A 15,280-nucleotide genomic window follows, 5' to 3' on the forward strand; every position below is an offset into this window, starting at 1 on the left:
ATAACTCTTTACCATGCTGTTCAAAAAACACTCACGAAAGATCAACACGCCCTAGATATTCAGTTCTAAAAATTATTGTTATCTTCTCTGGTGCTCCTTTAGCTTTAGCACTTTTTATTGTTATTTTGTCACCAGAAGAAAAAGTAACCACTGTTTTTGATAATATAGAAAACCCACCAGATATATTTAAAGTATTAAAAGATAACGGTATTAATTCACATACAATTCTTTCTGGGATAGAAACCGGCGCTCCTGTACTAGCAAAAACCAACAACAGTATCATTGCAGCGCCTTACCATCGAAATATTGCTGGCAACCAATTCCTAATTGAAGTGATGCTAGAAGAGGACATGCTCTTAGCAAGAAAAGAAATAATAGACAAAAGGGTTGATTATATATTGATTGGTAATGACCCTCATTTATCTCTTCTGGAGGCGTCGGGAAGCGATAATTCTCTAGTTAAAAGGCTTCATGGGGATAATGTTCCAGATTGGCTAGAGGTGACATACGACGGAGTTAAGGATGGTTACCGAGTTTTTAAAGTGAGGGGTGAGAATGAATAAGCAGAAATTAGCAGTATTGCTCCCATGTTTTAATGAAGCGGGTGCTATTGGGAAGACAGTTATGTCTTTTAAGCAGGCTTTACCTGATGCATCTATTTATGTTTATGACAATAACTCAACCGACAACACGGTAAACGAGGCCTTGCAAGCTGGGGCTATTGTTCGACATGAGCCTCGCCAAGGTAAAGGGGAGGTTGTCAGGCGAATGTTCTCTGATATTGATGCTGATATCTATGTGATGGCTGATGGTGATGACACTTACGATGCGTCAATATGCCCTGCGCTGATCGAACAATTGGATAATGAAAAACTCGATATGATTATTGGAAGTCGAGAGCGAGCTTCAATGGCTTATCCCAAAGGGCATATCCTAGGAAATAAGCTGTTTTCATCGCTGATTAATTTAGCATTCAATGCTCAATTGAGTGATGTGTTTTCTGGTTATCGAATTATGAGCCATCGATTTGTCAAAACCGTACCCATTTTCAGTGATGGCTTCCAAATAGAAACAGAGCTTACCGTTCATGCGCTACATCATAATATGCCAATCAAAGAAGTTTCGACGCAATATCAATCAAGGCCTGAAGGCACAGCCAGCAAATTGAATACCTTTAGTGATGGGCTCAAAATTCTCAATTTCATTTTGTTCTTATTGAGAGATGTAAAGCCAATGTTCTTCTTTGGCGTATTGTCTATGTTGCTTTGCTTCATTTCATTGGTTTTAGGAATCCCCGTTATCATCGACTTCATCGATACTGGGCTCGTCGAAAGGGTGCCTACTGCTATTTTGTCTAGTTCAATTGCATTGATAGCGGTGATGTCTTTTTTCTGTGGGTTGATACTCGACAACGTATCACGAGGTAGGCGAGAGATGAGGATCCTTTCTATATTACGAACGAGTGATAAAACGCTATCTGAATAGGAATCAAGCATGAGAACAAGCAAGGATGAAGACAAAGAGTGGATCGATTATTTATCTCGTTTCAGTGACGAATATGATGAGCGAGTTTATAACGGCAATACAACGGGTTATGTGATGAGAGCTGGTCATATAGCATGTGAAAAGCCATTTGGTGAAAGTGAACACTTTTCGAGAGTGTTAGAAGTGGGCTCCGGTACAGGTGAACACTTGCTGCACGTCAAACACACCTTTGACGAGTATATCGTGAGTGATGGCGATGCTGCGGCGCTTGAGGTGGCAAAAGAGCAACTCAATCATATTGGTTCTAACGGTAAGCTTGTTTTCAATTTGGCCAATGCTCGGCAATTAGACTTTGAAACTAATAGCTTCGATCGTGTTATCGCGACCCATATATTGGAGCATTTATACGAGCCTCACTTGGTGATTAAAGAGTGGTTAAGAGTGTTAAAGCCTGGAGGCACTCTGTCTATTTTGATTCCTACCGATCCTGGGGTCGCTTGGAAAATCGGTCGCTATATGACGACAAGAAAACACGCCTTACAGAAGGGGTGGCATTACGATTACATTATGGCGAGAGAGCATGTCAATCCATGCAATAACTTAATCGCTTTCTTAAGGTATTACCTTCCTGAACACCAAAAATCATTTTGGCCGCTGAGCTTTGTGCCGCTTATTGATTGCAATTTGTTCTTCAACTTTCATGGTATTAAACCGCTATCGGGAAATTAAAGGTGCCTCTGTTTTTAAAAGTAAGAAGTAAGTGATGAAACCACTCACTTCTTATTCTCACTTATTGCTTAGATCGCCAAACCTGTAATTGCGCCAAACAACATAAACACACCCACTAACCCTACAATCGGGACCTTTACGGTTTTTAATAACCACACACCAACAATGATCAGAGCGAAGTCTATGCCGCTGCTCACTGCGCTTGTGAAGATGGGTTGGTATAGAGCCGCAAGCAATAGACCAACAACTGCTGCATTCACACCGGTAAGAGCACCTGCCACCAAAGGCTTGCTTGCAATCGCCTGCCAATTCTTCAGTACAGCCAGTAGCAATAAGAAACCCGGTAAGAACACCGCAACTGTTGCGAGCAGTGCACCTGTAATCGGTGCCGATGGCATCAACACATAGCCTAGATAAGTGGCTAATGTAAACATTGGGCCAGGTACAGCTTGCGCAGCGGCATAGCCTGTTAGGAAGGTATCTTGAGACAGTTGGTCGCCAATACCATTTTGTAGCAATGGAAGAACCACGTGCCCGCCACCGAATACCAAACTACCTGCTTGGTAAAATAAACCAAATACTTCAATGCCTTGAGAGTATGCACTGAACAGAGGTAAACCAATCAGTAGTGCTACAAAAATCACTAGCGGTGTTATGGATATCTTATGTGTCGAAGGCGTTGTTTTTGAGTCTTGCGAGGTTAAGAACTTACTGCCAACCATCGCTGCAAATAGGAGCACTAAGACTTGAGGCCAGATCCCAGGAATCAAAAGTAGAACAATCGCGGTGATTACACACAGTGCTGTTGCTACCTTTGATTGGCAAAAGTTTTTGTACATGCCGAAAGTGGCGTCAGCTACAACCACGACTGCGAGTAGCTTAAGTCCGTGGATGATTGAAATGAAAAGCGGTGCTTCCAACAACTGGTTGCTCACTAAGGCCAATATCAACATTAGGATGACAGAAGGGGAGGTGAAGCCTACAAATGCGGCAATCGCACCGGTTAAGCCACCTTTTTTGTAACCAACCGCAAAGCCAACCTGACTTGAGCCTGGACCCGGCAGAAATTGACTGAGGGCGACAATTTGCCCGTACTCTTCGTCGGATAACCAATTCAGTTTCTCAACAAAGGTTTTACGGAAGTAGCCAATATGTGCCGCTGGTCCACCAAAGCTAATCCAGCCAAGCCAGAAAAAGGTTTTAAAAATTGAAAGCATGATCGATTCCAGATAAATGTTTAGCGTAATTTAGGTGGAGTTGTACTATGATTCAAATTAATTGTTTTAATTATAATTATGAATGATATGGGATTGGTTTGTGGCTGACTTTAACTGGAAAGGAATTGATCTTAACTTATTGATTGCACTACAGGCACTGTATAAAACGAACAGTGTGAGCAAAGCGGCTGAGCGTTGTTATGTCAGCCAATCAGCGATGAGTCATAGCTTACAAAGACTGCGAAAGTTGTTTGATGATCCTCTGTTTGAGCGTGTCGGTAGCAAGATGGAGGCGACCGACCGAGCCATTGAATTATCGAGCACCGTCGATGCGTTGCTTAATACTATTCAATCTGAAGTTCTGTTGTCCAAAAGGTTCGAAGTTGATAGTTATAAAGGCAGCTGGAAGATCGGACTTACCGATTACGCGGAACAGATGTTTGGCCCAATGATCTTCGATTTTATTAAACAAGCTTCGCCAAACTCTCAAGTCGCATTTCTTAACGTTAATCGAAACAATTACCAGCAGGTATTTGAAGAGGCTAAGCTAGACATTGCGATAGGCAGCTTTGGTGAAGTGCCTAAGCTATATGGCATTGAACATCTCTATACCGAGCAACATGTTTGCTTGCTTGATGCATCCGTTTTGGATGTTGAGTTGCCTATGTCATTACAATCATTTGTCTCTGTGGAGCACGCCTTAGTGTCTCCTAATGGTGCCTTAAAAACGGCAGTTGATACTAAATTGTCTGAATTGGGCTACACCAGAAAAGTGGCTATATCTTCAAGCAACTTCTTAACGGTAAAACGATTGATCAGTGGCAGAAAGCTATTGTGCATTGTGCCTAAGTTAGTCGCTAGAAATGCCCCTAATGTCGACAGTTCACTGATAGCCGTTGCTCCGCCGATAGATGTTCCTGATTTTGATATACAGCTGGTTTATCGTAAGGGAAAGCAATTAGACGACAAAAACACTCACTTGAGGAAAGTGATCTCTCAAGCGGTTGAGATTGTCATTGCGGCTGAGTGATTGATGACGCGTTTCTTCTTAGCAAATAACCAATTAAGTGCCAAAGAGCAACTACCATTAGAGCGCCTATATACCCATCTATTGCGTAGTGCCACGCTAAGTGAACGGACCCAACTTGGACAAAGAAAGCGTAAACCCACGCAATATATCCCCAGTTTTTGTTTAACCGGAATGTGGTCATAGCCATTAACACTGCGATTGTTACATGCAAACTTGGCATGGCGGATATGCCCGTTCCTCTGCCTCTTATTCCTGTCACATAGCTATCCCAAAGCATATCCTGCGCGGATAGCATCCAAAGTGGGAATAGATTCGCTTGCTTTAACTGGAGGTCTTGCGCTTGTAGACGTTCCATTAACCTAAGATAGAGATCTTGTTCATAGAAGTGGTGAAAGTAGGCGGGTCCCGCAGACGACAACAGCGTCGCTATGACGTTACCTAGGAGAAATCAAGATATCAAAAAGGTGAGGATAAATTGGTTACGCAGGTGGTCATTTTTCCGATAGACAATGAAAAAAAGTAACATCCCCCACATAAGAAAAAACCATAAATTGTATAGAAAATTAATCACTAGAGTTGAAGCCGCATTAGGCAGGAAAAAATGTGTTATTTCCCATGGGGATACACCGAAGTGCAGCCACTTATCTAAATGATAAAAGGTAAGATCTAGATTGTATGGATTGAAGTGAGGTATCAGTGATTTTATAAACGTATAGCTCGAGAATGAGATGTTTAAAACGAGCATTAACAAAACAAAATAAATAGGCTTGGATATAGGAAATAGCAGCGATTTCACTTTTTTTATTAACCGTATCGTTGGTTTTTTTTCTCGTTTAAACAATAAATAGCAATAGTAATACGTAGCCCAAACAGTAAAAGTGACAGAGCAAATTGTAATCAAAACATCGATATAGCTATAGATGTCATATTTCATATTCTCGGGAACAAATATGTTGATGATTAAGGTAAACGGGGCAATGAATGCAACATAATACAGAATCAGTTTGTTTCTTCTGAATTCATGAAGTAAAGACGATAACAAGTTTGATTGTTCTTTTTGAGGAGTGGATTTGGCGGTGGTCGTCTCTGAATCCATATAGCCCTTCATCAAGATTTCCTATCATGATTAAAGGTTAGTTCATTTGAGCTGGTTTTCTACTTTTCAACCTTGTGTCTAAGGTAAAAATAAACGAAATAAAACCTTCCATTTTTCACAACCCGACTATACTTAATTTACGACTAAAAGTAGTCGTAAAGAATAGGCTTTTTGAGTTACCTAAGTAAAAAAATGGGTTATATCCTAATGATATAGCTTAAAAAACTACCAGGCTAAACGGACTTAGTTGGTCTTGAAAGCGCTAGCTCCCTCTAGCGCTTTTTCTTTTGTTCGAAGTTAGCTCTAACCCCTTAGGTGTTTACAGGTTTGAGTTGTTTAATCCCGATTTAGAACAGTTAACGGTCGAGCTCACTGACTAAGAGCAACGAGCTATGTAGACCGACAAATTATGAGTATCAACTAGCTACGAACGGTCAGTATCAAGCCATCAATCACACTGTGGTGGTGATCAGAAACCCCAGCAAGGTTGCCGTATTTCGGCTGGTGGCGATCATTTTCTAATGGATGGTGCCAACCTTGTGTATGTTCTACAAAGTGCGCTGCAAAGCTTTCAGACACCTCTAAACATCCTGCCATGACAGTATCAACATAGGTTTGAACGATAGGGCTGTTTTCGCAAGGCGCTTCGATTTCGTCTTTGATGTAAACCCAGATCGATTGATCCGCTTTAAACTCGGTTTGGCTCTCTATCTGATCGTTTCTTAACTCAATTCGGTGATAACCACGCTCACGACGATCAAATTCAGCCAACGCAACATCATCGACCTCCAGCAAAACACCATTCACTTGTCCCTCACCAAGATTGACGATCAACGGTGACAAAACATAGCTGTCGTCGATTTTACTCCAGTGACGCACTAGGCCGTGCACTATCGCAGGAATCGCTTGTCCTGTTTGACCTGTGAGTTGACGAGAAGAGGAGTTGATCAAGCTACCATAACCAAAAATATACATCGCGTTCCCTGTCTGTTCTTTTGTATTTGAGACTAGTCTTACTATATGTTTGGCTTCATCAAATGTCAGTAGTTTTTTATTTTACACACCCTCGAGTCTAAATGACTTGTTGTGGTGTGTTTAATTGACACTTTTTTGATGTCTAAATACACCTTGTTGCTTGTTTTTATTGGTTTTATATCTTTGGCGCGTTTCATGCATTGTGTTAGGCAATATTGCGGTGATGATTACTGCACCTTGAATTTGGCTATTGGTAGCAATTCAATATAAGCCACACTTGGCTTGTTATCTGAAATGAGGAATGAGTTTGTTAAATATCACAGATAAAAGCGTAGAAGATGCGATTCCAGCTTATCTTCGTTTAGGTTTTAGACCTTTCTTCTTTCTAGGCAGTCTCTATGCCGTGATTGCTATCGTCGCTTGGGTTGTCATGTTCCAAAATGGTCAGCCTGAAGTGTTAAAAGTGCCCGCGCTTTGGTGGCACGTACATGAAATGCTGTTTGGTTTTTCTATGGCGATTGTGGTTGGTTTTGTTTTAACCGCCGTGCAAACGTGGACGGGAGTCAACGGAACCAAACATTATCGATTAGTTGCGCTCGTTGGTTTGTGGCTAGCACCTCGTATTCTATTTTGGACACCAGCGCCATTGTGGTTAATCTCATCGGTTGAAGCGTTGTTCTTGATCTTTGCCGCTTACGAGATTGGTTTCCGTGTCGTGAAATCGAAAGGCTGGAAGAACCTGTTTTTTGTGCCGCTGTTTATATTGGCTATCGTCGCCAACTTTGCTAGTTACGCGACGATTAAAGGCATGCCTCCATTCCCATCGTCTGCAGTATGGCACGCAATGTTATGGTGGTTTACCTTGCTATTATCCGTAATGGGTGGACGAGTTATCCCGTTCTTCACGGCCCGTCGTTTTGACTTTGAAAAAGCACAACCACTGGTTTGGTTGGAATGGCTAGCGAACCTGCCTTTGGTTGGATTGTTTGTGCTGAGCTTCTTCCCGTTGACCTTTGCTCAAGTGGGCAATGAGTTGATGGTGTTTGCAGGTGTGACTCAGTTGGTTCGCTTTGTTCGTTGGAAGCCTTGGACAACGTTGTCTGAGCCTTTGGTGTGGTCACTGCATGCGGCTTATTTGTGTATTCCTTTGAGTTTGTTGCTAAGAGGCTTATTAGATAATCCATTTGCAAGCCATAACATGCTGCACCTGTTTGCGATTGGTGGTTTGAGTGGGCTCATTCTTGCGATGATCACACGTGTCACCATGGGACACACTGGCCGTGCTATCTATAAAGGGCCAAGTATGGCGCTGGCGTTCTCGGCTATCTTTATCGCGGCATTAGTTCGTAGCTTAGGTGTCACTTTCTTCCCTGCTTACTTATTTGAGATGGTCAACATCAGCGCGGGTTTATGGACGTTGGCGTTTGGTCTGTTTATCTGGAAGTTTGGCATGATGCTGTTAACACCAAGAGTGGATGGTCATCCGGGGTAAGCGTATTGATTTTCTAACACATTTTTAAAGGGAAGCAATGAGCTTCTCTTTTTGAACGCAGCTAGTTATCGCTTTAATTTATCTCTGTTTGAGAACCGTTCATTTCATTGTTGTCGATAAAATAGCATAGAAGTTGATGGTGAATCGGAGAGTTACGAACCCATTGAAATCCGGCACAAACGATTTGCAGCAATGGAGTGTGATCCGCTGCAAATATTTGCAGCAATATTCATTGATTTGTGCTCTAATACCGCGCTTACCAAGGGATGGTGTTAAAAGATGCTCACTTAGATGGAGTTATCAAAGTTGACCGATCCCTTAATGATCTCCCTTAGGAAAAAATAGAACATGTCTAAGAACAAAAAATTTGATATCCGCCTTACAGAAAAACGCAACGGTTGGTGTGCCGAGATTACTCGTCAAGTAACGTCTCGCAGCACAACAGTATCTAAGCGTGAGTCTGGTTTTGAAACTGAAGCTCTAGCACAAGAGTGGGCAGAGAAAGAGCTAGCATCTTTCATCGCAAACCAAGCTGAACGTAACGAGCGTAAATCAGAGCAGCGTAAAGAGCGTGACGAACTACGTCATACTAAAGAACTTAAAGCTGAGCAAGCACGTGAAGCACGCGCAAAAGCTCGTGAAGAAGAGCAAGAAGACGCTGAGTAATTTAGCGCTTAATTAATTTACAGGTTCCTTAATTTTAAGATAAGGGACAAGTAAAAAAAGCCCCAATATAACTTTTTTCTTTCTAGTCAAAAGTGTATTGGGGCTTTTTAGTTTGTGGAGTTTATTTTCGAAAATGTAGCCACTTCTTGCTAGTGACTACATGTCATTCATTGATTAGTTGTTAAGCGCCGTTAGCCAATCATCTTCCGCTACTTCTTCAATATAGCTCTCAACTGATTGTCCCACTTCATCGTCATCTTGTTTGAAGTAAGCAATGTGGAATACTGCGTCACCTTCGTTTACCAACGGTAGAGTTTGTTGGCCAATCACGATACCGCCTTTGGTTGTGATCACTTGGCCTTCTTGGTGACCTAACGGAGAGCTTATGTAAGCGAGAGTTTGTCCTGCTTCAACTTGTTCGCCAAGTCTCACCATGTTACGCAAAATACCGTCTGACTCAGCGCGGATCCAGCTGGTGGATTTGCTCAACACTGGTTCTGGCAACTTTTTACGGTTTGGGCGCAGCATGCCGATTTCTTTCATCACTTGATGTACGCCAAGGTAACCCGCACGAATCGCTAGGTGATCAAAACGCAACGCTTCACCACCTTCGTAAGTTAATACAGGGATACCCAATTTTTCCGCTTCGCTACGAAGTGATCCGTCACGCAGTGGTGAGTCAATGATCACTGGTGTTGCGAACGCTTTTGCGATGCGCAATGTTTCTGGGTTCGACAGGTTTGCACGGATCTGTGGCAAGTTAGTACGGTGAATCGCACCTGTGTGTAGATCCAAAATAAAATCACAGTGCTTCGCCACATTCTCAAAGAAAGTGTAAGCGATACGTGATGTTAGCGATCCTTTCTCACTGCCAGGGAAGCAACGGTTTAGGTCACGACGGTCTGGTAGGTAACGAGATTTATGGATAAAGCCAAACACGTTAACGATAGGCACAACAATCAAGGTACCTTTCAGTTTCTTTGGATCAATCGCATTGGTCAGTTGTCGTGCAATCTCAACACCGTTTAGCTCATCGCCGTGGATAGCCGCATTTACCATCAGTGTTGGGCCTGCTTGGCGACCGTGAATAATTTCAATCGGGATCGAAAGTGGAGAGTGCGTGTAAAGCTGAGCCGCTTGCAGTTCAATCTCCATTCGCTGTCCTGGCTGAACAGTATAACCAAGTAATTCGAATGGTTGATTAGGTTTTAGTCTTGCCATTTAGGTTGTTCTCAACATGGTGATAATTCGTTAACACGGAATGTACCAATCGTTGATTTTTAGTACGAATCAATCGGTTTACGGTGACGACAAAATTTTTCTATGGAGTTGTCTATAAATAAGTTTCCAGTTTTAATTTGACTCATTATAGGGTGTTTCAAATTGTGGTTTTTCTGACAGTACACTGATATTTGTCATTTGGTTGGTTGCTATTATCCACCGCCATTTTTTGGCGGCCAAATTCAAATATCGAGATGAAAATGAAAAAAACAATTTCAAAACTTGTAGCACTAGCGGTGGTATCTGTTGCTTTATCTGGCTGTGTTGGTAGCAATGCAGTAACGGGTTACCTAATGAAGTTCAACCTTAAAGCCGTTGATAACCGTTACGCTCGTGGTGGTTTGAACATATTGCTTGCACCGGCTTACGGTCTAACAGTTGCAGCTGATTACTTGGTATTCAACTCACTAGAGTTCTGGACGGGCAGCAATCCACTAACAGGTGCACCGCATATATTTGATACTAAGATTGATACTTACCTTGATATCAACCATCAGCTTGATAAGTCACTTACTGAAGCACCAGTGGGTCCTATTACGAGTGCTGATATGATTGAGAAAGGTCAAATGCAGCAGATCGACGAAAACACGATCCAAATGGATATCACTTACCAGTCTGGTGAGCGTGCGACATTGATCGGAGTTCGTGATGGTGAGATGGTGACATATTTCATCGACGGCGAAGTAGTGGCACAAACTTCAATTGATGAGTTAGAAAGCTACGCGGCTTCACGCGCTTAATTGTTTATTTAGTCACAAGTACATAGCTACAAAGATTGGATACAAAAACAGGTACTCATTGAGTACCTGTTTTATTTTGTGTCTATAAACGGTGTTTACTGAAAAGTGCTATTTAGTGAAGAGCTCTGTTTATAGGAAACACCATTTATTGAACATACATAGCTTATCGAATTATGCTTTTTCTGGGATAGCTGCAAGCAGTGCAACCATTTGATTCCAGAATAGCTCAACCGTATCGATCTTCACTTTCTCATCAGGAGAGTGAGGGAACTTGATGGTTGGGCCGAAAGAAACCATATCCATGTTCGGGTAAGGTTCTTTGAATAGACCACACTCAAGACCAGCGTGGATAACCATGATGTTTGGTTTGTGACCGTAGATACCTTCGTACATGTCGCGGAAGATGTGCATGATTTCTGAATCTGCATCTGGCTTCCAACCTGGGTAAGCACCAGAGAACGCGATGTTAGCGCCTGCTAGTTCAGCAACAGAGTGAAGCATGCTTTCTACTTGGCTACGACCTGAATCGATAAGAGAACGGATCAGGCAAAGCACTGTGATTGAGTTCTCTTCTGTTGTGATAACACCTACGTTTAGAGATGTTTCAACAACACCTTCAATCTCGTCACTCATACGAATCACGCCGTTTGGACATGCGTTAAGTGCCGCGATAAAGCGAGCTTGGTCTGCTGACGCAAGTGCGCCCATTTCTACAGAAGCTTCTTCGTTGAAAGTCACGATGCTGTCTTCTACTTTACCTAGCTCTGTTGAAAGCAGCTCTGTGTAGTAGTTGTATAGCGAAGCCAGTTTCTCTTGGTTTTCAGCAGGAACAGCAACCGTTACGAAACCTTCACGAGGAATAGCGTTACGAAGGCTACCACCTTTGAATTCGACGATGCGAAGGTCTAGCTCTTTTGCGTGACCCGCTAGGAAACGAGCAAGCAGTTTGTTTGCGTTTGCACGACCTGTGTGGATGTCGCAACCAGAGTGACCGCCTTTTAGGCCTTTTAGCGTTAGCTTACGTGTTACGAAGTCAGCTGGAATCGCGTTACGTGCAATTTCAAATGTCATTGCGCCGTCGATACCGCCAGCACAACCCATGTACACTTCGCCTTCTTGCTCTGAATCGGTGTTAAGAAGGATATCGCCTTCTAACCAACCCGCTTCAAGACCGAAAGCACCAGTCATGCCTGCTTCTTCATCTACGGTAAGTAGAACTTCGATAGGGCCGTGTTGGATTTCGTTCGAAGCCAGAACCGCTAGGCAAGAAGCCATGCCCATGCCGTTATCAGCGCCAAGCGTTGTGCCTTTCGCTGTAACCCACTCACCATCAATGTATGGTTGGATTGGATCTTTAGCGAAGTCATGAACTGTGTCTTCGTTCTTTTGTGGAACCATATCGATGTGAGCTTGCAGCACGACACCTTTTTTGTTTTCCATACCAGCCGTTGCAGGCTTTTTGATGAATACGTTACCCGTTGGGTCACGACGTACATCTAGGCCTTGCTCTGTTGCCCAAGCAATAATGTATTGAGCAAGTTCTTCTTCATGTTTCGAAGGGTGCGGGATTGAACAAATTTTATCGAAAAACTGCCAAATAGGGGCAGGGGACAATTTACTGATCTCAGAATGGAATTCAGACACGGATGACTCCTTTTTTATTTGATAACCATATATTTAGGTTTTGTAATGGCAAAAAACTAGAACAAAAATCTAAAATATGGGTCTGTTTTGATGGCAACAGCATACCACTTGAGCGTTTTGACGAGTAGCGGTTCTAAACCTCAAATAGCTCAAATTTTGAAAGCGATCTTGTCTATCTGATCATAAATAAGCGCGTTGATGCTTATAAACGGTACAGGCAAACGTTTGTTTAATTCTATTTTGTAATTTAATTACAAGAATGAGTTTGTAAAATAACCGTAAATAGCCAAAAGTGTGACGTATAGCAAAAAATACTTGTAATCTTTTTTCTTTAGGGTATATTAATAACCAACTTCTGAAGTGAAGAGTAAATGCTCAAAGGATGAGTCCGTTTTATCGCCTCCAAGGAACCGAGAAATCAAATTCGTTTTTTATTGATTTATTAAGGTGATAGTTATGAAAGGTTTACCATCTGCAATGTTCTGGATTAACAGCTCTGTTTACACTAGCAACTTTGCATACCCTACAAGCTTTGGTTACTAATACCACAAGCATGTAACTCGAACAGTTTTGTTCACCCCTATATATTGGAATTATTTTACAGCCCTTTTGGTTGACAGATTCTACCGCCACTCAGTTTTGAGTGGCGTTTTTTTTGCCTGCTACTTTTCCAAACCGCTTTCGCTTATCACTTTTCCTGCTGTTCTGCGTGGTTGTTTTTTAAACGCCGAAATATCAATTTGCGCCTTATTACTGATCCTGTTGAAAAATACATAACTATTGTGGGTTTGAATTCGGAATTTATTAGCTAGATTCTCAATGAAAATAACTGATGGTTTAAAAAATGGCCAAGTACTTTCATCGTATTTATCTTACTTATCTTATTGTTTTTAATCGTTACTTTATCTTTCAGTCTTCATTTTTAATCGCTCTGTTTCATACTGCATTCTGATAAAGATCGATTAGAGCCTTAATTCTATCTGGAATTTGTTATTTGATAACTTTATAATCCACAGCCAATCGATTACGCAACCGTTTACTTTTTACCCTTATAGGATTCGATAATGTTCGAAAAGCTATTCAAACTCAGTGAAAATGGCACCAATGTGCGCACTGAAATCATCGCAGGTCTAACAACCTTCCTAACAATGGCTTACATCATTTTTGTAAACCCAATGATTCTAGCTGATGCTGGTATGGACCATGGCGCTGTATTTGTAGCAACCTGTTTAGCAGCTGCTATTGGCTGTTTCATCATGGGCTTTGTTGCTAACTACCCAATTGCTCAAGCTCCAGGCATGGGTTTGAATGCATTCTTTACCTACGCTGTTGTAATGGGGATGGGTTATACGTGGCAAGTTGCTCTGGCAGCGGTTTTCGTATCGGGCGTGATCTTCATCTTCTTAAGCATCTTTAAGATCCGTGAATGGATTATCAACTCGATCCCAATGTCTCTGCGTGTTGGTATCTCTGCAGGTATCGGTCTTTTCCTAGCGTTTATTGCTCTTAGCAATGCTGGCATCGTTGTTTCTAACCCTGCAACGAAAGTTTCACTGGGTGACATTACCGCGATTGCTCCTATCCTAGGTGCGCTTGGTTTCTTCCTTACGATTGCTCTTGTTCACCGTGGCGTGAAAGGCGCAGTAATGATTGCGATTCTAGCTATCACAGCTGTCGGTATTGCTATTGGTGACGTTCAATACGGCGGCATCATGTCGACACCACCAAGTCTTGCACCAACATTCATGCAGCTTGATTTCTCTGCTGTATTTGAAATAGGTATGATTTCAGTAGTATTCGCTTTCTTGTTCGTCGATTTATTCGATACAGCGGGCACTCTGGTTGGTGTTGCAACGAAAGCAAACCTAATCAAAGAAGACGGTAAACTGCCTCGTCTGAACAAGGCACTGCTTGCTGACTCAACAGCAACATCAATTGGTGCACTGCTAGGTACATCAAATACAACCTCTTACGTTGAGAGTGTTGCGGGTGTCGCTGAAGGCGGCCGTACCGGTCTAACAGCGGTTGTTGTTGGTATCTTGTTCCTACTGGCTCTTTTCTTCTCACCGCTTGCAGGTATGATTCCAGCCTACGCAACATCAGGTGCGTTGTTCTATGTAGCAATTTTGATGATGTCTGGCCTAGTTGGTATTGATTGGCGTGATCTTACGGAAGCAGCCCCAGTCGTGGTAACATGTCTGCTTATGCCGTTGACATACTCTATCGCTGAGGGTATCTCACTAGGCTTCATCGCTTACGCTGCAATTAAGCTGCTAAGTGGTAAAGGTCGCGACGTTTCACCTGCTGTGTGGGTAATGTCGGCTATCTTTATTCTTAAATATACTTTCGCTTAATCGTCTAGATTTCTGCTTAATCGCTGAAGAGGCTATGTTTGAAATAGCCTCTAATAACATGACAAAATTATTAGGTTTTATACTATGAGCAACAAATTCGTTATCACTTGGGACAACATGCAGACTTACTGCCGTCAACTTGCTGAAAAGCAAATGCCAGCAGAGCAGTGGAAAGGCATCTGGGCAGTGAGCCGTGGTGGTTTGGTTCCTGGTGCAATCTTGGCTCGTGAGCTAGGTATTCGTCACGTAGATACGATTTGTATTTCTAGCTACGACCACGATCACCAACGTGATATGACAGTCGTTAAAGCACCTGAAGGTGACGGCGAAGGCTTCCTAATCGTTGAAGATCTTGTTGATAGTGGTGACACTGCACGCAAGCTTCGTGAAATGTATCCGAAAGCGAAACTGATCGCTGTGTGTGCAAAGCCATCTGGTGCTGATTTGCTAGACGAGTACATCGTTGATATCGCTCAAGACACATGGATTGAGCAACCTTGGGATACTAGCCTAAGCTACGTTGAGCCGGTAAATCGCAAGTCAAAATAAGCGTAAACTTAGTTTTTTGAGA

12 protein-coding genes and 2 pseudogenes are annotated in these 15,280 nt (G+C 42.4%); 9 read left to right on the top strand and 5 right to left on the bottom strand.

The features are described from left to right. The 3 genes and pseudogenes from AB6C75_RS14490 to AB6C75_RS14500 form a co-directional block, all read left to right on the top strand. Positions 1–563, top strand: a pseudogene (locus tag AB6C75_RS14490) (hypothetical protein); the annotation flags it as partial. Continuing rightward, a complete protein-coding gene (locus tag AB6C75_RS14495) occupies positions 556–1,485 on the top strand; it encodes a glycosyltransferase family 2 protein (RefSeq protein ID WP_086048858.1) in 930 nt (309 codons plus the stop codon). The pseudogene AB6C75_RS14490 and the gene AB6C75_RS14495, both read left to right, overlap by 8 nt. 9 nt (positions 1,486–1,494) lie before the next feature. Continuing rightward, on the top strand, positions 1,495–2,214 hold the full coding sequence (locus tag AB6C75_RS14500) for a class I SAM-dependent methyltransferase (protein ID WP_371694910.1): 720 nt from the start codon (positions 1,495–1,497) through the stop codon (positions 2,212–2,214). Positions 2,215–2,282: 68 nt separating this feature from the next. Here AB6C75_RS14500 and chrA read toward each other — a convergent pair whose 3' ends face one another. Continuing rightward, positions 2,283–3,431 (bottom strand): chromate efflux transporter, encoded by a 1,149-nt coding sequence (gene chrA / locus AB6C75_RS14505; RefSeq protein WP_009847485.1) that lies wholly within the window; start codon positions 3,429–3,431, stop codon positions 2,283–2,285. Positions 3,432–3,531: 100 nt separating this feature from the next. Between chrA and AB6C75_RS14510 the strand changes: the two genes are divergently transcribed. Next, positions 3,532–4,461: a LysR family transcriptional regulator gene (locus AB6C75_RS14510; protein ID WP_009847484.1), complete on the top strand. Its 930-nt coding sequence runs from the start codon at positions 3,532–3,534 to the stop codon at positions 4,459–4,461. Here AB6C75_RS14510 and AB6C75_RS14515 read toward each other — a convergent pair. Next, a pseudogene (locus AB6C75_RS14515) lies at positions 4,445–5,569 on the bottom strand (phosphatase PAP2 family protein). The gene AB6C75_RS14510 and the pseudogene AB6C75_RS14515 sit on opposite strands and share 17 nt — an antisense overlap. Before the next feature lie 408 nt (positions 5,570–5,977). Continuing rightward, positions 5,978–6,532: a gamma-glutamylcyclotransferase family protein gene (locus AB6C75_RS14520; protein ID WP_009847482.1), complete on the bottom strand. Its 555-nt coding sequence runs from the start codon at positions 6,530–6,532 to the stop codon at positions 5,978–5,980. A gap of 307 nt (positions 6,533–6,839) precedes the next feature. On the opposite strand from AB6C75_RS14520, the gene AB6C75_RS14525 reads away from it, so the two are divergent. Continuing rightward, positions 6,840–8,024: an NnrS family protein gene (locus tag AB6C75_RS14525; protein WP_372108039.1), complete on the top strand. Its 1,185-nt coding sequence runs from the start codon at positions 6,840–6,842 to the stop codon at positions 8,022–8,024. A gap of 348 nt (positions 8,025–8,372) precedes the next feature. After that, positions 8,373–8,690, top strand: coding sequence for a DUF3622 domain-containing protein (locus AB6C75_RS14530; RefSeq protein WP_009847480.1), 318 nt, complete (start codon positions 8,373–8,375; stop codon positions 8,688–8,690). Positions 8,691–8,864: 174 nt separating this feature from the next. Here AB6C75_RS14530 and AB6C75_RS14535 read toward each other — a convergent pair whose 3' ends face one another. Continuing rightward, positions 8,865–9,911, bottom strand: coding sequence for a succinylglutamate desuccinylase/aspartoacylase family protein (locus tag AB6C75_RS14535; RefSeq protein ID WP_012604657.1), 1,047 nt, complete (start codon positions 9,909–9,911; stop codon positions 8,865–8,867). Positions 9,912–10,171: 260 nt separating this feature from the next. On the opposite strand from AB6C75_RS14535, the gene AB6C75_RS14540 reads away from it, so the two are divergent. After that, the gene (locus AB6C75_RS14540; protein WP_102582454.1) at positions 10,172–10,711 is read left to right on the top strand and encodes a DUF3332 domain-containing protein; all 540 of its coding nucleotides are present in this window, start codon (positions 10,172–10,174) and stop codon (positions 10,709–10,711) included. A gap of 171 nt (positions 10,712–10,882) precedes the next feature. Here the strand turns inward: AB6C75_RS14540 and AB6C75_RS14545 are convergent, their stop codons facing one another. Next, a complete protein-coding gene (locus tag AB6C75_RS14545; RefSeq protein ID WP_012604655.1) occupies positions 10,883–12,355 on the bottom strand; it encodes an aminoacyl-histidine dipeptidase in 1,473 nt (490 codons plus the stop codon). Between the two features lie 1,064 nt (positions 12,356–13,419). Here AB6C75_RS14545 and AB6C75_RS14550 point away from each other — a divergent pair. Beyond that, positions 13,420–14,709 carry an NCS2 family permease gene (locus AB6C75_RS14550; protein ID WP_012604654.1) on the top strand — a complete coding sequence of 430 codons (1,290 nt, stop codon included), beginning with the start codon at positions 13,420–13,422 and terminating at the stop codon, positions 14,707–14,709. A gap of 84 nt (positions 14,710–14,793) precedes the next feature. Beyond that, positions 14,794–15,258, top strand: a complete 465-nt coding sequence (gene tet(34) / locus AB6C75_RS14555) for an oxytetracycline resistance phosphoribosyltransferase domain-containing protein Tet(34) (protein ID WP_009847475.1) — start codon at positions 14,794–14,796, stop codon at positions 15,256–15,258. Positions 15,259–15,280: the final 22 nt, after the last annotated feature.

It is taken from the genome of Vibrio sp. 10N.237.312.B06, from assembly GCF_041464685.1.
Classification (GTDB): domain Bacteria; phylum Pseudomonadota; class Gammaproteobacteria; order Enterobacterales; family Vibrionaceae; genus Vibrio; species Vibrio tasmaniensis_A.

Bases quoted from the DNA above. Each gene is read 5' to 3' on its own strand.
- chrA (WP_009847485.1), bottom strand. From the start codon at position 3,431: ATGCTTTCAATTTTTAAAACCTTTTTCTGGCTTGGCTGGATTAGCTTT.
- AB6C75_RS14540 (WP_102582454.1), top strand. From the start codon at position 10,172: ATGAAAAAAACAATTTCAAAACTTGTAGCACTAGCGGTGGTATCTGTT.
- AB6C75_RS14530 (WP_009847480.1), top strand. From the start codon at position 8,373: ATGTCTAAGAACAAAAAATTTGATATCCGCCTTACAGAAAAACGCAAC.
- AB6C75_RS14500 (WP_371694910.1), top strand. From the start codon at position 1,495: ATGAGAACAAGCAAGGATGAAGACAAAGAGTGGATCGATTATTTATCT.
- AB6C75_RS14550 (WP_012604654.1), top strand. From the start codon at position 13,420: ATGTTCGAAAAGCTATTCAAACTCAGTGAAAATGGCACCAATGTGCGC.
- AB6C75_RS14520 (WP_009847482.1), bottom strand. From the start codon at position 6,532: ATGTATATTTTTGGTTATGGTAGCTTGATCAACTCCTCTTCTCGTCAA.
- AB6C75_RS14495 (WP_086048858.1), top strand. From the start codon at position 556: ATGAATAAGCAGAAATTAGCAGTATTGCTCCCATGTTTTAATGAAGCG.
- AB6C75_RS14535 (WP_012604657.1), bottom strand. From the start codon at position 9,911: ATGGCAAGACTAAAACCTAATCAACCATTCGAATTACTTGGTTATACT.